The sequence below is a fragment of the Ramlibacter sp. 2FC genome (assembly GCF_005503345.1).
Lineage (GTDB): Bacteria > Pseudomonadota > Gammaproteobacteria > Burkholderiales > Burkholderiaceae_C > SCMQ01.
Genome location: NZ_SCMM01000008.1, coordinates 42,616 through 67,031 on the forward strand (window position 1 = coordinate 42,616; position 24,416 = coordinate 67,031).

Here is a 24,416-nt window from a genome sequence, read left to right on the forward strand (position 1 = left end):
TTGTTCGATCGGATGCTTGGAATGCGTACAAGTTACGTGCCCCGCTCACGCATTGCCTTTGCAGGCGCCGCCCGCGCCGACCAGGGCCGAGATGCGGGCTTCGTCGTAGCCGATCTCGCGCAGGATCTCGACGCTGTGCTGGCCCAGCGTCGGCGGCAGCAGCCTCACCTCGGGAGGCGACGCGCTCATCTTCACGGGATTGGCGGGCAGGCGCAGCGCGCCTTCGGTGGGGTGCTCGACGATGCTCCAGAAGCCGACGCTCTGCAGGTGCGGATCGCTGGGCAGGTCCTCGAGCCGGTTCACCACGGAGAACGGTATGTCGTCACCGGACAGCAGCGCCAGCCATTCGGCGTTGGTCTTGCGCGCGACCTGGCGCTCGATCTCGTCCCAGACTTCGCGGAAGTGCGTCTGCCGCGCGGCGAAGCTGGCAAAGCGCGGGTCTTCCATGATCTGGGGCTCGCCGGCCAGCTCGAAGAAACGGCGCCAGTTGGCATCCGAATAGGGCAGCAGCGCCAGGTAGCCGTCCTGGGTCCTGTAGGGCCGGCGCGAGGCAGTGGCCACCGGCGCATAGCCCATCTTGTCAATCGGCGGCTCGAAGGCGTGGCCCCACTGGTGCTCCATCATGTTGAACGCCGACATGGTCTCGAACATCGCGACGTCGACCTGCTGGCCTTCGCCGGTGCGCTCGCGGTGCAGCAGCGCCATCGTGATCGCGTAGGCGGCGTGCACGCCGCTGATCTTGTCGGCGATGATGGTCGGCACGAAGCGCGGCTGGCCCGCAACCACGGTCTGCAGGTCCGCCAGACCGGAGGCGGCCTGGATGATGTCGTCGTAAGCGGGTCGGCCGGCGTACAGGCCCTCGTCGCCATAGCCGGTGACATGGCAGTACACCAGGCCGGGGTTGTCCTTCGACAGGCTGGCGTAATCGAGGCCGAGCCGGCTGGCGGCCGGCGTGCGCAGCGAGTGCAGCAGCACGTCGGTCTTGGCGACCAGCTTGAGCAGGATCTCCCGGCCTTCGGGCTGCTTCAGGTCGACCACGATGCTGCGCTTGCTGCGGTTGCTGGTCAGGAAGAAGGCGCCCATCAGCGGCGAGCGCCGCGGCCCGATGGCGCGCGTCAGGTCGCCCTCCGGCGGCTCGAGCTTGATCACGTCGGCACCCATGTCGCCCAGGTACTGGCCGGCCAGCGGGCCGAAGATCATCGAGGCGATCTCGAGGATGCGGATGCCCTCGAGCGGTCGGTTCTTTTTCATGCAGGCTTTCGGTTCCGCCTCAGAGCACGGCCAGCGGCGTCAGCGGGCTGCCGGTGGCGCCGACGATCGGCAGCGCCGCGGCGACGAACAGGAACTGGCTTCGCCCGCTTCGAGCCAGCGGCTCCAGCATCAGGCCCTCGAGCAGCGGAATGCCGAAGTCGCGTATCACGCACTGGTGCACCGGGAACACCGTGCCCTCGGCGAAAGGCAGCACCTCGACAGCGAAGTTGTCGGCGCCGATCAGCGCCACCTCCTGCTGCGCCAGCCAGAGGCCCGCCTCGTGGTCGATGCCGGGTTCGATATTGAAGTCGATGTTGGGGTTACCCAGCTGCGACGCCAGCCAGCCGGTGTGCAGCAGCACCGCGTCGCCGGCCTCGACCTTCAGGCCGGCCTGTGCGAGGCAGGCCTCGATGTCGCGCCGCGTCACCACCTCGCCGGCCTCCAAGGTGCGGCCGCGCCGCTTGACCATGTCGATCAGCAGGCCCCGCGTGAACGCCGGCGGCATTTTCTCCACGCCCAGCCGGGTCGCGCCCGAGGTGCTGCGCATGGTGGTCTCGCGGTAGCCGTTGAACATCTTCTCTTCGCACCAGGCGTGGCAGAGCGCGTCGATGTGGGTTCCGATGTGCAGCGGCATGACCACCGTGTCCTCGGCGAACTGGAAGCCACCGGGGCGCTTGGCCCCGGCCGCGTAGTCGCCGCCGTCGCGGCCCATGAAATGCTGCAGCCCGGAACGGTGCCGCGGCACCGGCGTCTTGTGCGACAGCGGCTGGGCCAGGCGGATCACCTCGCCGGTCTGCACCAGGCCGGCTGCGCGCCTGACCTGTGCCGCGCCGATGAAATTGAGGGCGCCGGCTTCGTCCTCGGGGCCCCAGCGGCCCCACGCGTTGGGCCGGAGATTGGGGGTGTCGTTGCTGTCCATGGTACTTCCTTCTCAGGTCGCAGGCGCGTCCTGCAGCAGCTCGCGCAGCTTCATCTTCTGCACCTTGCCCGTGGTCGTCAATGGCAGCTCGTCGTCGGTGGCCATTCGGAAGCGGGCCGGCACCTTGTAGGCCGCCAGCTCCTTCTTGCAGAACTTCAGCAGCTCCTCCTCGGTGCACGACGCCCCCTCGCGCGCAATGACGATGGCCACCAGCACCTCGTCCAGATGGGGGTCGGGCATGCCGATGACGTAGGCGGTGCGCACCGCAGGGTGGCGCATCAGCGCCTCCTCCACCTCGATCGGCGCGACGTTGATGCCGCCGCTCTTGACCATCTCCTTGAGGCGGCCGCGGTAGTAGAGGCGACCCGCCTCGTCGAGCATGCCGAGGTCCCCGGTGTGGAAGAAGCCGTCCGCGTCGTAGGCCTCGCGGGTCTTTTCCTCGTCCTTGTAGTAGGCGAGGAACAGCGGCCCCTTCACCCGGATCTCGCCGACCTCGCCCGCCGGCAGCGGCTGGCCGGTTTCCATGTGGCAGATGCGCAGCGTCACGCCCGGCAACGGCTGGCCGACCGACTGCAGGCGCACGGCCAGCGGCTCCTTGGCGTCGATGACCGCGCAGTTGCCGTAGGTCTCGCTGAGGCCATAGACGTTGCAGATCTCGCGCGCCCCGAGGTTCACCGCCCCCATCAGCTGCTCGGGCGTGCCGATCATGGCGCCGCTGCGCAGCGACGACAGATCGCGGCCGGGCCGGCTCGGATGCTCGAGCAGCGCCTGCACCATGTTGGGCGTGCCGTACATGATGGAGCAGCGTTCGCGCTCGATCAGGGCCAGGGCCTCGCCGGCATCAAAGGACTCCTGCAGCACCACGCAGGCGCCGTGGCTCAGCATGTTGGGCAGGGCGTTGACGCTGCCGAAGCTCCAGAACAGGGAGACGGCCAGCCACAGCCTGTCCTGCTCGGTCACCTTCTGGCGCTCGCCGATGTTCCAGGCGTTGGCGATCCACAGGCGGTGCTGCAGCAGGATGCCCTTGGGTGCGGCGGTTGAGCCGGAGGTGTAGAGCAGCAGCGCCACCGCGTCACCATCGACCGCCTGGGCCGCGGCGTCGACCCGCGCCTCGGGGATCTGCTCGCCCATGGCCAGCACGCGCTCCCAGGTCAGCTCGCCGGGCGGCGCGGGGCGGGCGTCGGGCTCGGCCGCCAGCCAGACGATGCTGCGCAGCGCCGGCAGGCTGCTCGCCAGGGGCTGCATGGCCTCGAACATGGCGCGGTAGTCGTTCCTGCGCAGGCGCTCCACCGCGATCAGGTATTTCACCTCGGCATGGGCCAGCGAATACGCCATCTCGCGCGGCGTGGCCCAGGTGTTCAGGCCCACGGCCGTCGCACCCAGCTGTTGCACGGCCAGGAAGGCCACGATCCACTCGGTGCGGTTGCCCATCAGGATCGCCACAGGGTCGCCCGGCTGCACGCCCAGCGCCAGCAAACCCCTGGCCGCGCGCCGCACCGCCAGACGCAGCGCCCGGTAGCTCAGGCGCTCGCTGCCGCTGACAACGGCCTCGCGCTCGCCGAACTTTTCCGCCTGCTCGTCCAGCAGCGCCGGTATGGTCCGGCTGGTCGGCATTTTCGTCATGTCTTGTCTCTTCCTCTTGCTTGCTCGAATCGCGGGCGGTGCGGCTTCAGCCCAGGCCCGCCCAGATGCTCTTCAGATCGGACTCGGCCGATCCCGCGCGCAGCGGCTGGGCCGTGCAGTAGCGCCCCGAATTGAAGATCAGGGGCTCGCCTTCGCCGTAGGCGATCTTGTGCACACGGCCGACGAACAGCAGGTGGTCGCCGCCTTCGATCGTGGTCTCGGTCTCGCACTCGAAGTTCGCGAGCACGCCCTCCAGCAGGGGCGAGCCGCCCACGCCTTGCGCCACGGCCAGGTCCTCGAACTTGTTCTCGTGCGGGGTGGCGAAGCGGTGCGACAGGTCGGTCTGCTCGGCGCGCAGCACGTTGATCGCAAAGTGGCCCGACGCCAGGAAGCCCGCCACCGACTGCGATTTGCGGTTGATGCTCCACAGCACCAGGGGCGGATCCAGGGAGAGCGCGGAGAACGAGTTCGCCGTCAGCCCCTCCATCTTGCCGCCGGGCGTGCGGGTGGTGATCACCGTCACGCCGGTCGGAAAACGGCCGAGCGCGTTGCGCAGCTGGCGGCCGTCGTGCTGCCCGTCGAGCAGGACCTGTTTCATTTCCATCGTCACTCGCGACCTGCGCCCCGCTGTCAGGCGTTCATCAGCGGAAGCACCTTCTCCGCCATCAGCACCATGGAGTCACGGGCCAGCGCCGGGTCCTTCCAGTCCACGCCCGCGTAGAGCAGCGTGCCGAACTCGCCTGTTTCCTGCTTCAGCGTATGAAGCTTGTCCGCCACCTTGGCCGGCGAGCCGTGGATCACCAGCTTCTCCATCACATCCTCCAGGGTCACGGCCTCGTCGGGCATCTTGGGGTCGCTCTTGAACACGCCCAGGGCGCCACGGCGCTTGAGCTTGTTGAACAGCGCGCGGTAGTAGTAGTAGTAGGGGCCATCGCTGCCCATGGCGTAGGCGCGCGCCGTCGCGTCGTCCTTGGCCACGAAGACGGTCTTGGCCACCCGCCAGTTGGCCGGGTCGGGCGTGCGGTTGATGCGGGCACAGCCTTCCACATACTTGGTCCAGTGCGTCTTGACCCACATCGGCAGCAGGAAGTTGGCGGAGATGGGATCCCAGCCGCGCGCGGCGGCCTCGGCGATGCCCTGGGAGAAGGGCGCCACCGCTGTCACCACGATGGGAGGGTGCGGGCGCTGCAGCGGCAGCGGGATGGTGCCCATGCCGGTTTCCGGGATGTGGGTGCGCGCGGTGGAGATGTTCCAGAAGTCGCCCTTGAGGTCGTAGGGCGGCTGGGTGGTCCACAGCTTGATCACGTGGTTGATGGACTCGAGGAACATGGCGGGCCGCGGCAGGTCCATGTTGCCGAACACCTCGGCATCGGAGGGCAGCGCGCCGGGGCTGATGCCGAGGATGAAGCGCCCGCCCAGCAGGTGGTCGAGCATGGCGATGTTGCTGGCGATGGCTGCAGGGTGCTGGTTCGGCATGTTGGTCGTGCCGGTGCCGAGCTTCATGTTCCTGGTGGCGTCGACCAGGGTCGCGATGAACATCGCGGACGAGGTGATGTTCTCCTCCGGGTCGGTCGCATGCTCACCCACGTAGCCCTCGACGAAGCCGAGCTGGTCGGCCAGGATGAAGGCCTCGCGGTCCTCCTTCAGGGAGAGTTGCCAATCCTTGCCGATCGGGTGCATGGGCATGGTGAAAAAGCCGAGCTTCATGGAGTCTCCTTTGGAATGCTTGCTCTGAATCAACATCAAGTTGAAGTCAGTGTAGAAAGGCATTCCTATAAAAAAAAGTCACATGTTTTGATGCGAAAACATCAACTTCATCGATGAATTTGCCTGCAACTTCAGGCGACGCCCGCAGGAAAGCGATCGGGACTGACATGGCCCAGGCTACGCTCCACCTGGGCGGCGCAATCCCGCGCTGCGTCGATCAGCCTTCGCTCGTGCGACCTGGTCGCCCGCTGGCCGATCACCGAGACATGGATGGCGGCGGCCAGCGTGCCGTCCGCCTGCCGGATGGGAATGGCATAACCCACCACGCCGTCCACCGCCTCGTCTTCGCTCTTGGCGTAGCCTCGGCTGCGGATGCGCTCGAACTCGGCGCTCAGTTGCCGGGGGTCGGTGATGGTGTGGGCGGTCAGCTTCTTGAGCGGGCTGGCCAGCGCCTGGCTGGCCAGCCGGGCGTCGTAGGCGGCAAACAGCTTGCCGGTCGCGGTGCCATGCAGGTACAGCGGCTCGCCCAGGCGTATGTCCAGCGAGACGCGCTGGGTCCCCGAGCAGCGGTCGGCATAGAGCACCCGCTGGCCCAGGTTCAGCCCCAGGTAGACGTCGTCACCAATGGCCCTGGCCAAGTCCTGCAGGTGACGGCGCGCCAGGGTCCGCACGTCTAGGGACGCCAGGGTGGACAGCGCGATGCCCACCACGCGCGGGCCGATCGAATAGCGCAGCTCGGGCGTGACGTTCAGCACCTCGGCCGTGACCATGGTCTGCAGCATGTTGTGCACGCTGCTGACCGGCAGGGCCAGCGCCTCCTTGATCTCGGTCAGGCGCAGACCGTCCTTGTGCCGCGCCAGCAGACCGATGACGTCGAAGCTGCGCAGGTATCTGTCCGGGCTCATCCAGGTCTTTCATGATGTGTGCGAACGCAAGCCTCCGAACGATGCCCAGGAGTTGGCCACCAGCCAGCCGTGGTCCACGGGCAGGTTGACGCCGGTGATCGCGGACGCCTCGTCCGACAGCAGGAAGGCGGCCGCCAGCGCCACCTCGCGCGGCATGACCATGCGCCCGCTGGCGGCGCTGTCTTCCATGCGCCGGCGGTCGCGCAGGCCCTTGTCGATGGCGTCCTCCAGGGCGGGCGTGAGCACCGGCCCCGGGGACAGGCAGTTGACACGCACGCCGCAGCGCCCCCATTCGGCAGCGAGGTTCTCCGTGAGGCCGATCACTGCGGCCTTCATCGGGCCGTAGGCATGCAGGGGCGTGGAGCGCATGCCGGCGATCGAGGCCAGATTCAGGATGGCGCCGCGCCGGCGGGCCGCCATGCGCCGGCCGAAGGCCACGCAGGCGGCGTGGGTGCCGCGCAGGTTGATGCCGTAGACCCGGTCGTAGGTGTCGAACGGCAGTTCCTCGGGCCGCACCGACGGGCCCTGGATGATGCCCGCCGCGTTGACCAGCAGCGCCACCGGGCCAAGCTCCGCCTCAATGCACTCGGCCAGGGCCTCGAGGTCCTGCGGGACACTCACGTCGATGGCGTAGGCCCTGCCACCCAGCGCCTGAGCCACGACCTGCGCGTTGACTAGGTCGCGGTCGGCGATGGCGACCGTGGCGCCTTGCGCCGCCAGGACCTCGGCGCAGGCCTTGCCTATGCCGCTGGCGCCGCCGGTGACCACGGCGATGCGGCCCTGAAACCGCGGGCCGTCGCCCGCCGCGTCGCGGCCCTGGGGCGCGGGCCTCATGGCGCCTCTGCCAGCGCCGGGCGCGGCACCGCAGCCAGCGTGAAGCCCTCGTAGCCCTTGTCCGCCACCGCCTGGCATTCCTGGCGGTACACCCAGAGCTTGGCCGCATAGAGCATGAACACCCTGGGCTTGCCGGGCACGTTGGCGCCCAGGAACCAGGAGTTGGCCAGCGGAAACAACGTCTTGTTCGCCGCCGCGTTCACATGCTCGACCCAGCGGTCCTCGGCGGCCTGGCCGGCCTCGATGCTGGCCAGGCCCTGGCGGCGCAGATGGTCCAGGCAGTCGCAGATCCAGCCCACATGGTGCTCGATGCCGACGACCATGTTGACCAGCACCGAGGGGCTGCCGGGGCCGGTGATGATGAACAGGTTGGGAAAGCCGCTGGTCATCAGGCCCAGGTAGCTGCGCGGCCCCTCGGCCCATTTCCTGGACAGCTGCTGGCCGTTGCGGCCGCGGATGTCGATGTGGCGCAGCGCGCCGGTCACGGCGTCGAAGCCGGTGGCGCACACCAGCACGTCGAGTTCGTGGTGTACATCGCCGGCGTGCACGCCGCTGGCCGAGACCTCGCGGATCGGCGTCTTCTTCAGGTCGACCAGCTTGACGTTGTCGCGGTTGTAGGTTTCGTAGTAGCCCGTGTCCACGCAGATGCGCTTGGAGCCCAGGGGATGGTCCTTGGGGCACAGGGATTCGGCCACCTGCGGATCCTTCACCGTGGCGCGTATCTTGGCCCGTACGAACTCGGCGATGGTGTCGTTGGATTGCTTGTCGACCATCAGGTCGTTGAAGGAATGGACGAAGTTCACGCCCCCTTTTTGCCAACGCCGCTCGTACTCGCGCTGGCGCTCCTCCTCGCCGACCTGCGAGGCCGCCTTGTCGCTGAACTCGTACAGCGTGCCGACCTCGCGCGCGCGGCGGCGGTGCTCACGGTAGTCCTTCTTCCAGGTCTGCTGGACTTCGGGCTGCAGCGGCCCGTTCCAGGCCGGGATCGAGAAATTGGCGGTGCGCTGGAAAACGACCAGCTGCTCGGCCTGCTTGGCGATCGCCGGTATCGCCTGGATGCCCGAGGAGCCCGTGCCGATCACGCCGACCCGCCGCCCCGACAGGTCGACGCCCTCGTGCGGCCAGGTCGCGGTGTGATAAATCTTGCCGGCGAAGCGCTCGATGCCGGGGATGTCCGGCAGCTGCGGCACCGTCAGCGCGCCGGTGGCCATCACGCAGAAGCGCCCGGACACCCGCTCGCCGGCCTCGGTGCGCAGCTCCCAGCGGGCGCCGGCCTCGTCGTAGACGGCCTCCTCCACCCGGGTGTTGAACTGGATATCGCGCCGCAGGTCGAAGCGCTCCGCCACATGCCGGATGTAGCGCAGGATCTCGGGCTGGGTGGCGTACTTCTCGGTCCAGACCCATTCCTGCTCCAGCTCGGGAGAGAAGGAGTAGGAGTACTGCAGGCTTTCCACGTCGCAGCGCGCGCCGGGATAGCGGTTCCAGAACCACACGCCGCCTACTTCCGGACCGGCCTCGTAGACGCGGGCCGACAGACCCATGCCGCGCATGCGGTGCAACGCGTACAGGCCGGCAAATCCGGCGCCGATGATGATCACGTCGTATTGCCGCGGATCGGTCGGGTCCTGGATGGTCATGATCATGAATTCCTGTTGAAAGCTTCGTCCCCGTCCACTCACGCCTTCTTGCGTTCGTGCTCGGCAGATTCGAGGTGAAACGCGGCGGCCACCGACGCGTTGATCTTGCAGTCCAGCAGGATCGGGCCCTGCGGGTTCTGCAGCAGCGGCGCGAGCCGGCGCAGCTCGTCGAGCGTGCGCACGGTCTCCGCATGGAAGCCAAAAGCCTGAGCGACCGGCGCGAAGTCCACATCGGGAAACAGCGAGGTCGTCACCGGCATGCCCCGCATCTTGAGGAAGTGCAGCTCCGCCCCGTAGGCGCAGTCGTTCATCACGACGATCACCAGCGGGATGTCCTCGCGCACCACCGTCTCCAGCTCGCCCAGGGTCATGAGCAAGCCGCCGTCGCCGACGAACAGCACCGTGGGGCGCTGCGGCGCGCCTCGCGCGAAGCCCAGGGCGGTACCGAACCCCATGCCGATGGAGGCGAAATCGACCGAGTTCTTGAGCTGGTCGGGCCCCGGCACCGAGATGTAGGGCAGGATCTGCAGGAAGTTGCCCGCGTCGTAGACGGCGTTGCGGTCCTGGGGCAAGAGGCGATCGAGCTCGATGGCCAGCGCACGCGGGTCCATGGTGCGCGCCGTATGGGCCGGCTGGAACTCGCTCGCCGGGTCGAACTCGGCGAGGCGAAGGCGCGTGTCCTCGGTGTGGAACGGCTTGTCCGCCGCGGCGCGTTCGGGCAGCGCACCGATCAGCTGCTCGGCGGCGGACCGCGCGTCGGCGACCAGCGCCACGTCGGCGTGGAACCAGCGCCCGATGTTCGCCCGCGCGAGGTCGACATGGATCAGCGGCACATCCTGCGGCAGCGCGCTGCCGTAGCTGGTGGTGCGCGGGTTCATGCCCGCGCCGAACACGACGACGCAGTCCGCTTGGTCGATCAGGCGGCGCGCTGCCCCATGCGAGAAGGAGCCGATGATCCCCAGGTTGTAGGCATGGCCGCGAAACATGTCCTTGGCCTTGAGCGTGGTGGCCAGCACCGCGCCGACCTGGTCCGCCAGCCGCTCCAGGGCCTCGCGCGCGCCGCTGCGGTGCGCGCCCAGCCCCACCACGAACAGCGGCCTGCGGCTCCTGCCCAGCAGGGTCGCGGCGGCTTCGATGGCCGCAGGACGCGCGGCCACGCGCGGCCCCTGCGCCGCCGGGACGGCGCAGGGCGGGACCATGGGCCCCGGGTCGTCGACCAGCCCGGCCTGCACGTCCCTGGGCAGCAGCAGGGCCGCGCAAGTGCCCTGCTGCGTGGCGTCGATGGCGTTCGCCAGCATCTGCCTGGCGGTCTGCGCATCGGTGGCCAGAAAGCTTCTGAAGCCGGCCGCGCCCAGCACGCCCTGCACGTTGAAGGCCTTGGGGTCTGGCGACGGGGCCTGCCCGCCCGACGAGCGCTGCGCCATGGCCGAGGCGCCGAGGATCAGCAGCACCGGGGAGCCGGTGCGCAGCGCGTACATCGCGCCGTTCAGGGCATTGGCCGTCGCCGGCCCCCGGCCCAGGATCGCCACGCCCAGGCGGCCGGTGGCCGCGGCATAGCCTTCGGCCATCGCCACCGCGTTGTTCTCGTGGCGCGCGGCGTGAAACCGGACGCCGATGGCGTCGAGGGTGCTGACGAACAGCGCCACGTCATCGCTCATCAGCCCGAAGACCGCGTCTATGCCGCGGTTCTTGAGGTCGTGCGCCAGCGCCTCGTAGGCCGGCCTGCGCGGGCCGTGGTCCGTCTCTAGGGTGTTCATGAAGACTCCAGGATGGCAGCCGGCCCGTGTCAGGCCGGCTCCGCCTCCGCGGCGTCGGCCGTGCCCAGGTAGGCCGCGATGACCACCGGGTCGACCTGGATCTCGGACGGCGTCCCTTCGGCGATCTTGCGGCCGAAGTCGAGCACCACGATCTTGTCCGAGATTTCCATGATGACCGGGATGTCGTGCTCCACGATCAGGAAACTCATGCCGTACTGTTGCCGCACGCGCTGGATCAGCGTGGTCATGGCGCTCTTCTCCGCGCCGCTCATGCCGGCCATGGGTTCGTCGAGCAGCACCAGGCGCGCCTTCTGCATCAGCGCGCGCCCGAACTCGACCTGCTTCTGCTGGCCGTAGGGCAGCTCGCCGGGCATGGCGCCCGCCAGGTGGACCATGCCGAGGAACTCGAGCACCTGGTGGGCGGCGGCCACCGCCGAGGCCTGCTCCGCACGCGCCCGACCCGAGAGCACCATGCCTTGCAGCAGGCCGGAGCGGCCCTGCAGGTAGGTGCCCACCAGCAGGTTCTCCAGCACCGTCAGGCCCGAGAACAGGGCGAGGTTCTGGAAGGTGCGGGCGATGCCATGGCGCGAGACCAGGTGGGCGCGCATGCCGGTGATGTCGGCGCCCGCGAAGCTGACGCGCCCACCGGTGGGCCGGTACATCCCGGTCACGCAGTTGAACAGCGTGGTCTTGCCCGCACCGTTGGGGCCGATCACCGAGGTGACGGAACCGGCCGCCATGGTGAACGACACCTTGTCCAGGGCCGTCAGGCCCTGGAACCGCATCTGCAGCGATTCCAGTTCCAGCAGGGGCGCGCTCATGCGTTCGACTCCTCGTTGACAGCGACGGCCCGGCCCTTGCCGGCGCCTTCGCGCCGCGCGCCGAGGTAGGACTCGTGGATGGCCTTGCTGGCCGCCACCTCGGCGGCGGGGCCGGACAGCACGATGCGGCCGCGTTCCAGCACATAGGCCGTGGCGGCAAACTCGAGCGCCAGCTTGGCGTTCTGCTCGACGATCAGCATGGAGGTGCCCAGGGTTTCGCCCACCACCCGCAATTGCTTGTAGATGGCCTCGACGATCAGCGGTGCCAGCCCCAGCGACAGCTCGTCGACCAGCAGCAGGTGGGGCCGCGCCACCAGGGCGCGCCCGAGCGCCAGCATCTGCTGCTCGCCGCCCGAAAGCCAGCCGGCGGCCTGCTTGCGCCGCTCCAGCAGGCGCGGGAACAGCTGGTAGACCGCGTCCATGCGCTCGCGCACGGCCGAGCGCGGCAGGATGGCCGCGCCCACCTCGAGGTTTTCCTCGACGCTGAGCTGCTTGAAGACCAGCCGGCCTTCCGGCACCTGGGCCATGCCCATGCGCACCAGACGGTGCGAAGGCAGGCCGAGCACGGGCTGGCCCTGCATCAGCACGTCACCCGCGACCACCTCGCCGCCATGCAGGCTCAGCAGGCCCGAGATGGCCCGGATCAGCGTGGTCTTGCCCGCGCCGTTGGCGCCCAGCAGGGCCACGATGCTGCCCTGGGGCACCGCCAGGCACACGCCGTCCAGGGCCAAGCCCTTGCGGGCATAAGCGACCGACAGGTCCTTGACTTCCAGCACCGTATTCATTGGCCGCCCCGTCCCGAAAGATACTTGTTGCGCAGCTGCCGAGCCAGGCCGGCGATGCCACCCGGCGCGAAGATCAGCAGCAGCACCACCAGCACGCCGAAGGTCAGGTTGACCATCTGCGGCTTGTTGGCGCTGAGGAACTGGGCCCAGGCCGCGCCGGAGGCGCCGGCCTGGGTCGCGAAGCCGGTGATCACGGCCGGCAGCAGCAGCCACAGCGCCGCGCCGATGGCCGCACCCGCCAACGAGCCCATGCCGCCGATGATGATCATGGCGATGAACTGGATCGCGAAGTTGAGGTTGAAGAATTCCGCGTTCACGTTGGTCATGTAGTAGGCATACAGGCAGCCTGCCACCGCCGCGATCGACGAGCTCAGGCCGAACACCTTGAGCCTGAGCACCCGCACGTCGATGCCGGCGGACGTGGCGGCCAGCTCGTGGTCGCGCATGGCCAGCAGCGCCCGGCCCTCGCGCGAGCGCATGCTGTTGCGCAGGCCCAGGAAGACCAGGATCACGACCGGCAGCAGGAAGAAGTACCAGCGCATTGGCGTGTCGAGCACGAACGAGCCGAGCTTGGCTTCCTGGAACGGGATGCCGACCACATCGAAGAACTTGTACTGGTACTCGGACAGGACGAACTTGGCGATGTGGTGCATGGCCAGCGTCGACAGCAGGAAATACAGGCCACGCACGCGCAGCGACGGCAGGCCGGCCAGCACGCCGACCACGGCGCCCAGCCCCGCGGCGGCGAGCAGGGCCACCGGAAACGGCAGTCCCCACTGCGTGCCGACGATGGCGCCGGCCATGGCGCCCACCGCGTAGAAAGCGGCATGGCCGATGGAGATCAGGCCGGCGCAGCCGGTCAGGTAGGTCAGCGAGACCGATCCGAGCATGGCGATCAGCATCAGGTTGACCTGGCTCAGGCCGATGTTGAGCAACTGCATGTTCGACAGCCGCACGCCGAAGACGGCACGGTCGGTGAGCACCACCGGCAGGTAGCACAGCACGGCGACGGCCAGGGCCAGCCGGATCCAGCGCCAGGCGGGTGGGCGCACGGGGGCAGCGACGGGAGCGGCGAGTTCGAGGGTGGACATAGACGGCTTTCGGGGAGCGGCGCTCACACGCGCCCCAGTTCGCGCTGGCCGAACAGGCCCCAGGGCCGCACCATCAGCACCAGCAGCAGGGGCGCGAAGATGAGAATGTCGGCCGCCTTGGGCGAGATGTAGGCGGCCGCCAGTTGCTCGATCACGCCCACCAGCAGGCCGCCGATGATGGCGCCCGGGATGCTTTGCAGGCCGCCCAGCACCACCGCCGGCACCGCGAGCAGGCCGATGGATTCGAGTTCGACCGAGGCGATCTGCAACTGGCCGAGGAACAGGCCGCCGACGGCCGCAAGCGCCGTGCCGATCGCCCAGGCCATGCGGTTGACGCGGTTGACGTTGACGCCCGAGACCATGGCCGCCTCGTGGCTGTTGGCCGTGGCGCGCATCAGCAGGCCGATCGAGGTGTAGCGGAAGAAGGCCCCGAAGCCGGCCATGCACAGCCAGCTGGTGATGGCGGCCGTCAGGTGCAGTTGCGAGACCCGGATGCCGGCAAAGAGAAATCCGCCGCTGGGCAGGGGTGTCTCGAGCGTTCGGCCTTGCGCGCCGAAGATCATTTCGATCAGCGCGCGCAGGATGATCGACAGCGCCAGAGTGACCATGATCACGGACAGCATGGGCCGGCCCGACAGCGGCTGGATCAGCAGCGCGTGCACGACCACGCCGAGCAGGGCGGCGCCGCCGATGATGAACAGCACGGTCAGGCCGAAAGGCAGGTGCAGAATGGAAATGGCGGTGACGGCGAGGTAGGCGCCGCAGACCACGAACATGCCCTGGGCGAAGTTGAAGACCTCGGTGGCCTTGAACACCAGGGCAAAGCCCAGGGCCACCAGGCCATAGATGCTGCCGAGGGCCAGGCCACTGAATAAGACTTGTGCGAGCATGTGGAACCTCTGGGATTCGCCCCGGTCGCTGCCGGCTTCGAGAAGAAAGGGTGACCTGGAGACCGGCGCGGACAGGCGACGGGCCTGCCCGGGAACGGGTCTCAGCGGCGGGATCTCGGCGGTTAGACGCAGGAGATGCGCCGCCGCGGTCACTTGACGTACTTGGCGTAGTCGGCGAAGTTGCCCTGGGCCACGAACTTGCCGGTCTTGTAGTCGTAGTTGTAGGGGCGCATCACGACGGGGCCGCGATGGTCCTCGGGCGTGTAGCGGATCGGACCCGTGACGCCCTTGGTGTCGATTTCGACGGTCTTGGACAGCACGTCCATCAGCTTGTCGCGCGTCGGCTCCTTGCCGGCCTTGCTCACCACCTCGACAATGAGCTGGCCGACGACCCAGCCGCCCACGAAGTTGACGTTGTTCTTCATCGCGCCGAAGCCGCCCTTGTCGGCAGCGGCGGACATTTCGCGCACACCGGCCGAGTCGGCCACGTCGGCGGGCGAGAAGCAGCTGACGAAGCTGTAGCTCGCGCCGGCCTCGGCGCCGATGGAGCCGTAGATCTCCGGCGTGCCCAGGTGCGTGATCGAGAAGGTCGGGATCTTCAGCGCATACTGGTGCATGGTCTTCATCAGCAGGATGGTGGGGCTGGGCACGCCGTACACCGCGATGAAGTCGGGCTTCATGGCGTTGATCTCCAGCACCTGCGCCGTCACGTCGGCGGCGCCGACCTTGATCGGCAGCGCCTTGTGCGTGCCGCCCCGCTTGGCCACCTCGGCCGCGACGTAGTCGGCAAAGTCCTTGCCGCCGGCCACGTCCATGTGCGCGGTGACGACCTTGGGCGCCTTCAGGTTCATCTTGTCGGTGAAGGCGTTCACGCCGACCTGCGCCATCTCCTTGTTGCCGCAGAAGCCGGCGTAGTAGGTGGGCGTGGCGGGCTCGAGGCCGGCCTTGGTGATGGCATAGGCGCCCACGATCGGCAGCTTGCCGCGGCGGATGCCGGTCATCAGCGCCGCCTGCGCGCTGGAGTTGCCCAGGCCCGACACGCCCAGGGCGGGCGTCTGGTTGTTCAGCTTCTCGTAGTTCGTGCGCGAGATCGACGCGTCATAGCGATCGTCCTCGACCAGCAGGTTGATCTTGCGGCCATTGATGCCGCCGGCTTCGTTGACCTTGTTGATGTAGGCCTTGACGCCGTTGACCCAGGGGATCTGCGAGGCAGAGGCGGTGCCGCTCATGTCCATCATCAGGCCCCAGTCGATGCGGTCCTTGTAGACACCGTCGGCGGGGCTCTCGAACGCGCTGGCGGCCAGCGCGAAGCCGCCGAGCATGGCGCCGGCCGTGAGCTGGGCGAGACTGGCGCACAGGCGGCGGCGCGGCGCGCCCTGCTGGGGGGCGCGAGCTGCCGTGGGGGATATCGATGCTTTCATGTCGTCTCCTGGTGATGCACGCCGGACTCGGCGGCGGGTCTTTCCTAAGGGCTCTTCCTGCTCCGGGCCGCATCGGGTGTTGCGACCTTTGTTCGACATTTCGAAATTAACTTTCTATTCTCGAAATACTAGCATGAGGCGAAGTCGATCAGACCTGGGTTTCTACCGATGCGACCGGTCCGTGCCGCGTCAAAGCGCGCAGCCGCCATCCATAGCGACTTCGGCGCCCGTCATGTAGCGGCTTTCGTCGGACAGCAGAAACAGCGCCAGGCCGGCGATCTCGTCCGCCGTGCCCAGGCGCTTCATGGGCACCTGCTGGATCCGCCGCAGGTTGTCCTCGCGGCTTCGCACGCTCAGCATCTCGGTGTCGATGGGGCCGGGGTGCACGGAGTTCACGCGGATGTTCTTGTCGGCCAGCTCCAGCGCCGCGGCCTTGGTCATGCCGCGCACCGCCCATTTGGTGGCCGTGTAGGCAATGGCGTTGGGCGCGCTGCGCAGGGCCACCGTGGACGAGATGTTGACAATGGCGCCGCCGCCGGTGCGCTCGAAGGCGGGCACGACGGCCCGCATGCCGAGGAAGGTGCCGAGCTGGTTGATCCGGGTGTGACGCTCGAACTGCGCGGTGTCGGTGTCCAGCAGCGGCACCGGGGCATAGACACCGGCGTTGTTGACCAGGCCGTGCAAGGGCCCCATGCCCTCGGCCACGGCCACCGCCTCGCGCCACTGCGCCTCGCTGGTCACGTCCAGGTGCTGAAAGCGGCAGGCCTGGCCCAGTTCGGCCGCCAGTTTCTCGCCGTCCTCGACCAGCACATCGCCGATCAGCACCTTGCCGCCCTCGGCGACGAGTCGACGCGCCTGCGCCGCGCCCAGGCCGCGGGCGCCGCCGGAAATCAGGAACACCCTGTCGGTAAATCTGTTCATGGCGATGTCCTCGAACGGGCTGGCGCTTTAGCGATGGGGCATGGAGAATGCCTCGTCAACGGCGGCTCGGTCCTTCGCGGCATTCGCCGATCCGAACCGCACCCCCCGGTAACCCTCGGCGACGACCTCCTCGCAAATGCTGGTGTAGTTTCCGAACCCACCGACGTAGGGCAGGAAGACACGGGGCTTGCCCGGCACGTTGGCGCCCATGTACCAGGACTTGGTGCTGGGAAAGAGTGTCTTGTCGGCCACCTCGTTGACATGCGCCACCCATTCGTTTTCGGCAGCGGCCATCGGTTCGGCGACATCGAGGTCTTCGGCCTGCATGTGCTGCAGGCACCTCGAAATCCAGTCCACATGCTGCTCGATCGCAACCACCACATTGGTCAGGACGGAGGGGCTTCCAGGGCCTGTGATGAAGAAAAGGTTGGGGAAGCCCGCGGTCATCAGGCCCAGGTAGGTGCGCGGCCCCTCGGACCACTTGTCCTTCAGGGCCTTGCCGCCCCTGCCGCGAATCTCGATGCGGTCCAGCGAGCCGGTGACCGCGTCGTAACCGGTGGCGAAAACGATGGCGTCCAGTTCGTAGGTGGCGGCATCCGTACGGATGCCGGCCGGCACGATTTCCTGGATGGGCGTCGCCCGCAGATCGACCAGGCTGACGTGCTCCAGATTGAAGGTTTCGTAGTAATCGGTATCGACGCAGATCCGCTTGGTCCCGATGGCATGGTCGTTGGGCGACAGAAGTTCAGCGACCTTCGGGTCCTTGACCGTGCAGCGGATTTTGTTGCGCACGAACTCGGCCGCCTTGTCGTTCGACTCCCGGTTGATGAAGATGTCATTGAAGGCATGCGTGAAGTTCGCACCGCCGCGTTTCCAGCGGCGCTCGTATTCCTGTTGCCGCTCTTCTTCGTTGACGTCGTTGGTGGCCCGTTGGCTGTACTCGTAGAGGATGCCGGAGCGCGTGCGCCGCGCCTTTTCACGGTGTTCCGGGTACTTGGCCTTCCACGCCAGTTGCTCTTCCTCGGTCAAGGGCCGATTCCAGGCCGGGATGCTGAAATTGGGCGTGCGCTGGAACACCACCACCTGGGCGGCCTCGCGCGCGATGACCGGAATGGCCTGAATGCCCGAAGATCCGGTGCCGATCACGCCGACCCTCCGCCCGGTGAAGTCCACCTTCTCGTGCGGCCAGTTGCCGGTGTGGAACCACTTTCCCTTGAAGCTGTCGAGACCGGTAATGTCGGGCACCCTGCCGGCTGAGAGGCAGCCCGCCGCGGAAATGAGAAAGCGCGTGACGACCTTGTCGCCGCGATCGGTCAACACGGTCCACTGGCTGTTTTTCTCGTCATGGACCGCCTTGATGACCCGGGTTTCGAGCTGGATGTCGCGACGCAGGTCGAAGCGGTCGGCCACATGGTTGATGTAGCGAAGGATCTCCTCTTGTTGCGGGTAACGCTCGGTCCAGTGCCACTCACGCTGGAGATCCTCCGAAAAGGAATAGGAATACTGCATGCTCTCCACATCGCAGCGTGCGCCGGGGTATCGGTTCCAGTACCAGGTTCCTCCCACGCCGTCGCCGGCCTCGTAAGCCCGAACCCTCAGGCCGAGCTGACGCAGGCGATAAAGCATGTAGAGCCCCGCAAAGCCGGCCCCGACGACCACGGCATCGAAGGTGGTATAGGTTGAACTGGAGGGGTCTGCGCGGTTCATCGATGTCTCCTTCTGGGTGGTCCGACGTGCGCCGGGAATATTCAAGACAAGAGGCGTTCGTCGTGCGAGAAAGTCTCGAACTCTAGCGACGAGGACAGGGCGCGAAAAGACACATGTTTTGATCGAAACCGCTCAACTTTGTGAATGGCTGCGAACCGGCGTGCCGTGATGCAGTGCCTCGCCCATGGCGGTGGCGACGAAGTCGATCACGATGTTGCTGGCGCGCACGAGCTTGCCCAGCAGCAACATGCCGTGCAGCTGGTCGCTCATGTGCAGCGAGGTGACGCGCACGCCCTCTTCTTCCAGCCTCTGGGCATAGGCACGCCCCTCATCGCACAGCGGGTCGTTGGCGACGGTCACCACCAGAGCGGGCGGCGTGCCGGCCAGGCTCTGCGCCCTCAGCGGCGAGACCCGCCAGTCGAGACGCTGACTCGACAGCGGCGTGTAGTGGTCGATGAAGTAATGCATGGTGGCCGCCGTCAGCGGCACGCCCGCAGTCACTTTCCGATACGAGGCGCTGTCGGCCGTCAGGTCCAGCACCGGGTAGATCAACGCCTGGTACATCGCGGGCGGCGCGCTGCCGTCGCGGCCCATCAGGGCCAGCACCGCCGCCAGGTTGCCGCCGGCGCTGTCCCCGCCGATGCCGATGCGGCCCGGCGCAATGGACAGTGCCGCTTGATGCTCAGTCACCCATTGCAGGGCCGTCGCGGCATCTTCGAGCGCGGCGGGAAAGCGATGCTCGGGCGCCAGCCGGTAGTCCACGGCGACCACGCAGATGCGGGCCACGTTGGCCAGGCGACGACACAGCCGGTCGTGGCTCTCGAGGTTGCCGATCACCCAGCCGCCGCCGTGCAGGAAGACCATGCAAGGCAGGAGCTGGTCGTCCTGCGTGCCCAGGCCGCGGTAAATCCGCAGGCGCAGATCGCCCCCCTGGCCGGGCACGCTGACGTCGCGCACTGCGGCCACGGCCTGTGGCGGCGGCTGCAGCAGGTCCCAACTGGCCGCGTAGGCCGCGCGCGCTTGCTCTGGTGTCAGCGCCTCGTAGGGCGGGCGGCCCGCCTGGCGGGCCAGCTCGAGCAGTTTCTCGACTTCGGGATCCAACAACGGCATGGCGGCGTCTCCATCAAGGCAAGGGGAAGCGGAAGAGAAGACAGGCTGCCGGCGCGCCGCGCTTGACGTTGCGCACAGGAAGGCTTATCTTTCATTTTCGAAAATCATTTCGTTTTCTCGAAATTTCAGTATAGCCAGATTCACACCGGATGGGGCCAGAATTTTGATCCGCATGCAGACCCTGGAGCGCGCCCAGCCGGCGCGGCGCGCACTCGACAAGCCCCAGTTCATCGGCTTTGTGACCGACCTGATCGTTTCGGAAGCCCAGGCGCGCCCGCGGCCCCAGGCCTTTCTCGTCGAGCAGTCGGCCCACTGGACGCTACCCACCCATTTCCACTTGCAGCACCAGTTCCAGTTGGTCGTCGGCGGCAGCGGCAGCATCGGCAGGAACCCGCTTGGGCCCCTGTCCGTGCACTATGCGTCGCCCCACTCGGGCTATGGGCCCATCGTGTCAGGCGGCGAGGGGCTGGCCTACCTGACCTTGCGGGTGATGAGCGACGTGGGCGCCTGGTACCTGCCCGACTCGCGCGAGCGGCTGCAGCTTCGGATCAGGAAGCAGCAGGCGCATGGAGCGCCACGTGCGCAGGTCACGGCGCAGGCGCTGCAGACGCTGGACGCACCAGCCGAGGAGACGCTGATCGCACCCGACGCGGGCGGACTGGCGGCCTGGCTGCTCTGGCTGCCGCCCCATGCGAGGCGGCCGGCACCGGCCGGGCAGGAGCGCGGCGGCGGACGCTTCTATGTGGTGACCCAGGGGGCCTTGCGCGTCGATGAAGAGACGCTGCACGGCTTGGCTACCGTGTTCGTCCCGCAGGGCGAGCCGCTCGACATCGAGGCGGGCGACACCGGGCTCGAGTTGATCGTGCTGCAGTTCCCCGTCGAAGCGGCGCTGGCGGCCTGAACGCGCAACCGGGCCGGGCCCGTCACGGCGGCAAACGCGTCATTCGCCCTTCCACACCGGCGCTCGGCGCTCGGCGAAGGCGGACGCGCCCTCGCGTGCGTCGGCCGAGCCCAGCAGATGCCCGGTGATCGCCTCCTGCCGAGCGAACATCTCGGCGATCGGCCAGTCGCGCTGCTCGATGATCACCTGCTTGCTCGCGGCCACCGCCAGCGGCGCATTGGCCATGATGCGGCGCGCCAGCTTCTTGGCTTCGTCCAGCGCCTGCCCTGGTTCGACCAAGACATTGATCAGGCCGTACTGGTATAGGCGCTCGGCCGGGATCATGTCGCCGGTGAGCGCCACCTCCATGGCGATGCGCTGCGGAATCAGCCGCGGCAGGCGCATCAGCCCGCCCGCGGCCGCCGCGAGCCCGCGCTTGACCTCCGGCAGACCGAACTGTGCGTTGCGCGCCGCCACCACCAGGTCGCAGGCCAGCACCGACTCGAATCCGCCGGCCAGGGCATAGCCCTCGACAGCGGCAATCAGGGGCTTGCGCGGCGGGGTCATGGCGATGCCCAGGATGCCCCGTCCCTTGACCCGCGTCACCTCGCCGCGCAAGAAGGCCTTGAGGTCCATGCCGGCGCAGAAGTTGCCGCCCGCGCCGGTCAGGATGCCGATGCGCAGGTCGGGCCGGTGGTCCATTTCGTCGAGCGCCGCGCAGACGCCATACGAGACGGCGCGGTTCACCGCGTTGCGCTGTTCGGGCCGGTTGATGGTGACGACCACCATGCCGTCGATGTGTTCGACCAGGACTTCGTCCGACATAGGTTTTCCTTTGCTTCAGGATTCGCTGGGATCGAGCTTGCGCAGCCGCTCCATGGTCTCGAGGTACTCGAGCTGCATGCGGTACATCACATCGCGCACCGAGGTTTCCTCGTTGATCATGCCCACCACCTGCCCCGCCGGGAAGGAGTAGAGGTCCTTGCGCTTGGCGCGCACCACGCGCGCGTGGGCCTCGTTGTAGAGGATGCCCTGCAGCGGCGTGGGCAGGTACTTGGGCGCGCCCGGCTGCTCCCAGGCCTCCGACAGCTTGCTGCGGGTCATGCGCACCGTCTTGCCGGTGCGGGCCTTGCGCCGCACCGCGTCCTCCGAGCGCGTCTCGAACATCACCTGCTTCTCGAAGGGATCGAGCTCGCTCTCTCGCGTGCCCAGCCACACCGTGCCGCACCACACGCCCTGCGCGCCGAGCGCCAGCGCCGCGGCGATCTGGCTGCCCTTGGCGATGCCGCCGGCCGCCAGCACGGCGACCTCGTCGCCACAGGCTTCGACCACCTGCGGCACCAGCACCATGGTGGCGATGTCGCCGGTGTGCCCGCCCGCCTCGGTGCCCTGGGCCACGATCACCTGAACGCCGGCCGCCTTGTGGCGGGCCGCATGCTCGCCCTTGCCGCACATGGCGCCTATCATCACCTTGCGCTCGCGCAACTCCTCCACCACGTCGGGCGGTGGCGAGCCCAGGGCGCTCACCACCAGCTTGACCTGGGGATGAGCGAGCGCCACGCGCAGCAGGCGGCGCGCGCCGTCGGGCGTCATGTTGCCGCGCCCTTCGACGATCTCCTTGTGGATGCGCTCCCGCTCGTCTGGCGGCAGCTCGGGCACGCCCTCCTCGGCCAGCAGCCGGTCCATGAAGGCCCGGTGCTCGTCCGGGATCAGCTTCTCCAGATCCTCCGTGGTGGTTTCGGCTTCCTTGTCGTACTTGGTGGGGATGATGACATCGACGCCATAGGGACGGCCGTCCACATGCTGGTCGATCCAGCGCAGCTCGGCCTCCAGTTGTTCGGGCGAGAAGGTCGAGGCGCCGAGCACGCCGAAGCCGCCCGCCTTGGTGACTTCGACGACCACGTCGCGGCAGTGGGAAAAGGCGAAGATCGGCAGTTCGCAGCCGAGCTTCTCGCAGATGGGGGTACGCATGGCAGGGTCCTTGCTGGGTGCGAATTCAGGTCGGCGTGGCAGCAGTTTCGGGAGCACGCCAGACGAACAGCGCGTCGAGCGCCTCGACCTGGTCGCCGCGCACCCACAGCGGGTTGACGTCGAGCGCCTCGAGCTCCGGCCCCAGGCGCAGGATGGCTTCGCCGATCGCTGCGATGGCCGCGGCCACGGCGTCGAGGTCCGCCGCCGGGATGCCGCGCTGGCCCGCCAGCAGCTTGGCGCCGCGCAGACCGGCCAGCATGCGCTGGACCTCGTCGGCGTCGACCGGCAGGGGCCGCAAGGCCACGTCCTGCAGCACTTCCACCCACACACCGCCGAGCCCGACGGCCAGGATGGGCCCCCATTGGGGGTCGCGCGAGAAGCCGACGAACAGCTCGACGCCGCGCGCGCGCATCGGCGCAACGAGGGCGCCTTCGATCCGGGCTTCGGGACAATGCTGGCGCGCGGCCGCGAGCACCTGGTTGAAGGCGGTGCGCACCGCCTCGTCGCCCCGCAGGTTCAGCGCCACGCCGCCGATGTCGCTCTTGTGGGCGATGTCGGGCGAAGCGACCTTGACCACCACCGCCGTGCCGAGCTCGCGCGCCGCGCGCACGGCCTGGTCCACGTCGGCCGCGAGCGTGGCGGGCACCACGGGAACACCCTGCCGGGCCAGGAAGTCCAGGGCCTCGCGCTCGGAGCGCGGGCGCTCGGGCGTGAGCGTGCGCGCCACGGCCTGGGCCCGTTGCCGGCCCGCATGCTCGCGCTGGCGCTGAGACCACCAGAAGGCGCTGGCCAGGCCGCTGATGGCGCGGTCCAGGCCGCAGGCCAGGTAGTTCGCCCCGGTCTGCGCGATGATCTCGCGCGCCATGGCGTTGACGGTGGTGTTGGTGTAGCTCACCAGCAGGCCCGGCACCGGGGCCGCGGCCAGGCCACGCGTGAGGTGCTGGTGCAACTGGGTCAGACGCTCGTTGACCTGCTGCGGCGTCGTGGGAATCTCGTACCAGGGGCAGAGGATGGCCGCGTAGTCGGCCTGGCCGCCCAGGACCCGCAGGGCCCCCTCGCATTGCTCGGGCGTGACCGCGCCGGTCAGGTCGAGCGGATTGTGCGTCGCGGCCATGTCGGGAATGGTCTCGCGCAGGGCCGCGGCCGTCGCTTCGCTCAGCGCCGGCAGCGCGAGGCCACGCAGCTGGGCGGTGTCGGCGGCGATCTCGCCCACGCCGCCCGAGTTGGTCACGACGCACAGCCCGCCGGGGCGCAGCAGGCCGGTGCGGCCGACCACATCGGCCGTGGCCAGCAGCTCTTCCATCGAGCGCACGCGGATGATGCCCAGCTGCTGGCAGATGCCGTCGAACACCCGGTCGTCGCCGACCAGCGCGCCGGTGTGCGCCATCGCCGATTTGGCCGTCACCTCGCTGGCACCCATCTTCAGCACCACCAGCGGCTTGCCCATGCTCAGGGCGCGCTCGGCGGCGCGCCGAAAACGCGCCGGATTGCGGAAGGTTTCGGCGAACACCGCGATGGCCCGCGCATTCGGGTCGTCGATCAGGTAGTCGACGAAGCAAGCGCCGTCCAGGTCGGCCTCGTTGCCGGTGGAGACCACATGACTCAGGCCCACGTCCTGCTGGTAGGCCAGGGTGGACAGGAAATAGGCCGTGGCACCGCTTTGGGAAACGATGGCCACGCCGTGGTTGCTGGACGGCGCCATGACCGGCGTGGTCCAGACATAGGCCCGGTTGCTGAAATTGATGAAGCCCAGGCAATTCGGTCCGAGCAGGCGGATGCCCGTCGCCGACGCCACGTCGCGCAGGCGCTGCTGCAGGCGATCGCCCGCCGCGCCGGTCTCGGAAAACCCGGCCGACAGGACCACGGCCGAGCGCGCGCCGGCCGCGGCCAGGTCAGCCACCGCGTCGGCCACGGCCGCCGCAGGCGCCATCACCAGGCCCAGGTCGACGCGATCCCCGAGCTCGGCGCAGGTCCTGGCGACTGACCGGCCATGTGCCATGGCGCCTCTCGGGTTGACCAAGTGGACGGCCCCGCGGAAGCCGCCCTGGGTCAGATTCTCGAAGGCCGTCGCCGACCAGCGGGACTTGTCCGAGGCGCCGATGATGGCCACCGAGGCGGGATCCAGCAGCGCCCGGGCGGCCTCCGTGCCAGTGTCCCGTTCCTGCAGGTTCGCGCTCATGGCTTTG

The 24,416-nt window shown here is 68.3% G+C and carries 21 protein-coding genes; 1 reads left to right on the forward strand and 20 read right to left on the reverse strand.

The window, feature by feature from the left end:
• Positions 1 to 45: 45 nt before the first annotated feature.
• The 17 genes from FFS10_RS05535 to FFS10_RS05615 all read right to left on the reverse strand — a co-directional run bounded on the left by FFS10_RS05535 (position 46) and on the right by FFS10_RS05615 (position 19,379).
• Positions 46 to 1,251: a CaiB/BaiF CoA transferase family protein gene (locus FFS10_RS05535; RefSeq protein ID WP_137892392.1), complete on the reverse strand. Its 1,206-nt coding sequence runs from the start codon at positions 1,249 to 1,251 to the stop codon at positions 46 to 48.
• Between the two features lie 19 nt (positions 1,252 to 1,270).
• The gene (locus FFS10_RS05540) at positions 1,271 to 2,170 is read right to left on the reverse strand and encodes a cyclase family protein (protein ID WP_137892394.1); all 900 of its coding nucleotides are present in this window, start codon (positions 2,168 to 2,170) and stop codon (positions 1,271 to 1,273) included.
• A gap of 12 nt (positions 2,171 to 2,182) precedes the next feature.
• Positions 2,183 to 3,793 (reverse strand): AMP-binding protein, encoded by a 1,611-nt coding sequence (locus FFS10_RS05545; RefSeq protein WP_137892396.1) that lies wholly within the window; start codon positions 3,791 to 3,793, stop codon positions 2,183 to 2,185.
• A 46-nt stretch (positions 3,794 to 3,839) separates the two neighbouring features.
• Positions 3,840 to 4,391: a flavin reductase family protein gene (locus FFS10_RS05550; RefSeq protein WP_249931178.1), complete on the reverse strand. Its 552-nt coding sequence runs from the start codon at positions 4,389 to 4,391 to the stop codon at positions 3,840 to 3,842.
• 32 nt (positions 4,392 to 4,423) lie between these two features.
• Positions 4,424 to 5,500: an LLM class flavin-dependent oxidoreductase gene (locus FFS10_RS05555; RefSeq protein WP_137892400.1), complete on the reverse strand. Its 1,077-nt coding sequence runs from the start codon at positions 5,498 to 5,500 to the stop codon at positions 4,424 to 4,426.
• A 131-nt stretch (positions 5,501 to 5,631) separates the two neighbouring features.
• Complete coding sequence (locus tag FFS10_RS05560) at positions 5,632 to 6,405, reverse strand: IclR family transcriptional regulator (protein ID WP_137892402.1); 774 nt, start codon at positions 6,403 to 6,405, stop codon at positions 5,632 to 5,634.
• A gap of 9 nt (positions 6,406 to 6,414) precedes the next feature.
• Positions 6,415 to 7,239: an SDR family NAD(P)-dependent oxidoreductase gene (locus FFS10_RS05565; RefSeq protein ID WP_137892405.1), complete on the reverse strand. Its 825-nt coding sequence runs from the start codon at positions 7,237 to 7,239 to the stop codon at positions 6,415 to 6,417.
• The gene (locus tag FFS10_RS05570; RefSeq protein ID WP_137892407.1) at positions 7,236 to 8,882 is read right to left on the reverse strand and encodes a flavin-containing monooxygenase; all 1,647 of its coding nucleotides are present in this window, start codon (positions 8,880 to 8,882) and stop codon (positions 7,236 to 7,238) included. The genes FFS10_RS05565 and FFS10_RS05570 overlap by 4 nt, the downstream gene beginning before the upstream one ends.
• A gap of 32 nt (positions 8,883 to 8,914) precedes the next feature.
• Positions 8,915 to 10,633, reverse strand: coding sequence for a thiamine pyrophosphate-binding protein (locus FFS10_RS05575; RefSeq protein ID WP_137892409.1), 1,719 nt, complete (start codon positions 10,631 to 10,633; stop codon positions 8,915 to 8,917).
• A 29-nt stretch (positions 10,634 to 10,662) separates the two neighbouring features.
• Entirely contained in the window at positions 10,663 to 11,454 is a 792-nt protein-coding gene (locus tag FFS10_RS05580; RefSeq protein WP_137892411.1) for an ABC transporter ATP-binding protein, read from the reverse strand.
• Positions 11,451 to 12,239 (reverse strand): ABC transporter ATP-binding protein, encoded by a 789-nt coding sequence (locus FFS10_RS05585; protein WP_137892413.1) that lies wholly within the window; start codon positions 12,237 to 12,239, stop codon positions 11,451 to 11,453. The genes FFS10_RS05580 and FFS10_RS05585 overlap by 4 nt, the downstream gene beginning before the upstream one ends.
• Positions 12,236 to 13,330 carry a branched-chain amino acid ABC transporter permease gene (locus FFS10_RS05590; protein WP_137892415.1) on the reverse strand — a complete coding sequence of 365 codons (1,095 nt, stop codon included), beginning with the start codon at positions 13,328 to 13,330 and terminating at the stop codon, positions 12,236 to 12,238. The genes FFS10_RS05585 and FFS10_RS05590 overlap by 4 nt, the downstream gene beginning before the upstream one ends.
• Before the next feature lie 23 nt (positions 13,331 to 13,353).
• On the reverse strand, positions 13,354 to 14,220 hold the full coding sequence (locus FFS10_RS05595; RefSeq protein WP_137892417.1) for a branched-chain amino acid ABC transporter permease: 867 nt from the start codon (positions 14,218 to 14,220) through the stop codon (positions 13,354 to 13,356).
• A 149-nt stretch (positions 14,221 to 14,369) separates the two neighbouring features.
• Entirely contained in the window at positions 14,370 to 15,641 is a 1,272-nt protein-coding gene (locus FFS10_RS05600) for an ABC transporter substrate-binding protein (RefSeq protein ID WP_171016054.1), read from the reverse strand.
• 189 nt (positions 15,642 to 15,830) lie between these two features.
• Complete coding sequence (locus FFS10_RS05605) at positions 15,831 to 16,562, reverse strand: SDR family NAD(P)-dependent oxidoreductase (protein WP_137892421.1); 732 nt, start codon at positions 16,560 to 16,562, stop codon at positions 15,831 to 15,833.
• A gap of 27 nt (positions 16,563 to 16,589) precedes the next feature.
• Entirely contained in the window at positions 16,590 to 18,269 is a 1,680-nt protein-coding gene (locus FFS10_RS05610; protein WP_137892423.1) for a flavin-containing monooxygenase, read from the reverse strand.
• A 132-nt stretch (positions 18,270 to 18,401) separates the two neighbouring features.
• The gene (locus FFS10_RS05615) at positions 18,402 to 19,379 is read right to left on the reverse strand and encodes an alpha/beta hydrolase (protein ID WP_137892425.1); all 978 of its coding nucleotides are present in this window, start codon (positions 19,377 to 19,379) and stop codon (positions 18,402 to 18,404) included.
• 172 nt (positions 19,380 to 19,551) lie between these two features.
• On the opposite strand from FFS10_RS05615, the gene FFS10_RS05620 reads away from it, so the two are divergent.
• On the forward strand, positions 19,552 to 20,280 hold the full coding sequence (locus FFS10_RS05620; protein ID WP_137892427.1) for a hypothetical protein: 729 nt from the start codon (positions 19,552 to 19,554) through the stop codon (positions 20,278 to 20,280).
• Between the two features lie 39 nt (positions 20,281 to 20,319).
• Here FFS10_RS05620 and FFS10_RS05625 read toward each other — a convergent pair whose 3' ends face one another.
• Genes FFS10_RS05625 through FFS10_RS05635 form a run of 3 tightly spaced genes read right to left on the reverse strand, consistent with a single transcriptional unit; the run spans position 20,320 to position 24,409 of the window.
• Positions 20,320 to 21,084, reverse strand: a complete 765-nt coding sequence (locus tag FFS10_RS05625) for a crotonase/enoyl-CoA hydratase family protein (RefSeq protein WP_137892429.1) — start codon at positions 21,082 to 21,084, stop codon at positions 20,320 to 20,322.
• Positions 21,085 to 21,099: 15 nt separating this feature from the next.
• Positions 21,100 to 22,230 carry a nitronate monooxygenase gene (locus FFS10_RS05630; RefSeq protein WP_137892432.1) on the reverse strand — a complete coding sequence of 377 codons (1,131 nt, stop codon included), beginning with the start codon at positions 22,228 to 22,230 and terminating at the stop codon, positions 21,100 to 21,102.
• Positions 22,231 to 22,255: 25 nt separating this feature from the next.
• Complete coding sequence (locus FFS10_RS05635; protein ID WP_249931179.1) at positions 22,256 to 24,409, reverse strand: acetate--CoA ligase family protein; 2,154 nt, start codon at positions 24,407 to 24,409, stop codon at positions 22,256 to 22,258.
• Positions 24,410 to 24,416: the final 7 nt, after the last annotated feature.

Excerpts from the sequence above, each read along its gene's own strand:
- FFS10_RS05540 (WP_137892394.1), bottom strand. The coding sequence starts at position 2,170 with ATGGACAGCAACGACACCCCCAATCTCCGGCCCAACGCGTGGGGCCGC.
- FFS10_RS05615 (WP_137892425.1), bottom strand. The coding sequence starts at position 19,379 with ATGCCGTTGTTGGATCCCGAAGTCGAGAAACTGCTCGAGCTGGCCCGC.
- FFS10_RS05545 (WP_137892396.1), bottom strand. The coding sequence starts at position 3,793 with ATGACGAAAATGCCGACCAGCCGGACCATACCGGCGCTGCTGGACGAG.
- FFS10_RS05580 (WP_137892411.1), bottom strand. The coding sequence starts at position 11,454 with ATGAGCGCGCCCCTGCTGGAACTGGAATCGCTGCAGATGCGGTTCCAG.
- FFS10_RS05575 (WP_137892409.1), bottom strand. The coding sequence starts at position 10,633 with ATGAACACCCTAGAGACGGACCACGGCCCGCGCAGGCCGGCCTACGAG.
- FFS10_RS05635 (WP_249931179.1), bottom strand. The coding sequence starts at position 24,409 with ATGAGCGCGAACCTGCAGGAACGGGACACTGGCACGGAGGCCGCCCGG.
- FFS10_RS05550 (WP_249931178.1), bottom strand. The coding sequence starts at position 4,391 with ATGAAACAGGTCCTGCTCGACGGGCAGCACGACGGCCGCCAGCTGCGC.
- FFS10_RS05535 (WP_137892392.1), bottom strand. The coding sequence starts at position 1,251 with ATGAAAAAGAACCGACCGCTCGAGGGCATCCGCATCCTCGAGATCGCC.
- FFS10_RS05555 (WP_137892400.1), bottom strand. The coding sequence starts at position 5,500 with ATGAAGCTCGGCTTTTTCACCATGCCCATGCACCCGATCGGCAAGGAT.
- FFS10_RS05590 (WP_137892415.1), bottom strand. The coding sequence starts at position 13,330 with ATGTCCACCCTCGAACTCGCCGCTCCCGTCGCTGCCCCCGTGCGCCCA.
- FFS10_RS05570 (WP_137892407.1), bottom strand. The coding sequence starts at position 8,882 with ATGATCATGACCATCCAGGACCCGACCGATCCGCGGCAATACGACGTG.
- FFS10_RS05600 (WP_171016054.1), bottom strand. The coding sequence starts at position 15,641 with ATGAAAGCATCGATATCCCCCACGGCAGCTCGCGCCCCCCAGCAGGGC.
- FFS10_RS05620 (WP_137892427.1), top strand. The coding sequence starts at position 19,552 with ATGCAGACCCTGGAGCGCGCCCAGCCGGCGCGGCGCGCACTCGACAAG.
- FFS10_RS05560 (WP_137892402.1), bottom strand. The coding sequence starts at position 6,405 with ATGAGCCCGGACAGATACCTGCGCAGCTTCGACGTCATCGGTCTGCTG.
- FFS10_RS05605 (WP_137892421.1), bottom strand. The coding sequence starts at position 16,562 with ATGAACAGATTTACCGACAGGGTGTTCCTGATTTCCGGCGGCGCCCGC.
- FFS10_RS05595 (WP_137892417.1), bottom strand. The coding sequence starts at position 14,220 with ATGCTCGCACAAGTCTTATTCAGTGGCCTGGCCCTCGGCAGCATCTAT.
- FFS10_RS05565 (WP_137892405.1), bottom strand. The coding sequence starts at position 7,239 with ATGAGGCCCGCGCCCCAGGGCCGCGACGCGGCGGGCGACGGCCCGCGG.
- FFS10_RS05585 (WP_137892413.1), bottom strand. The coding sequence starts at position 12,239 with ATGAATACGGTGCTGGAAGTCAAGGACCTGTCGGTCGCTTATGCCCGC.
- FFS10_RS05630 (WP_137892432.1), bottom strand. The coding sequence starts at position 22,230 with ATGCGTACCCCCATCTGCGAGAAGCTCGGCTGCGAACTGCCGATCTTC.
- FFS10_RS05610 (WP_137892423.1), bottom strand. The coding sequence starts at position 18,269 with ATGAACCGCGCAGACCCCTCCAGTTCAACCTATACCACCTTCGATGCC.
- FFS10_RS05625 (WP_137892429.1), bottom strand. The coding sequence starts at position 21,084 with ATGTCGGACGAAGTCCTGGTCGAACACATCGACGGCATGGTGGTCGTC.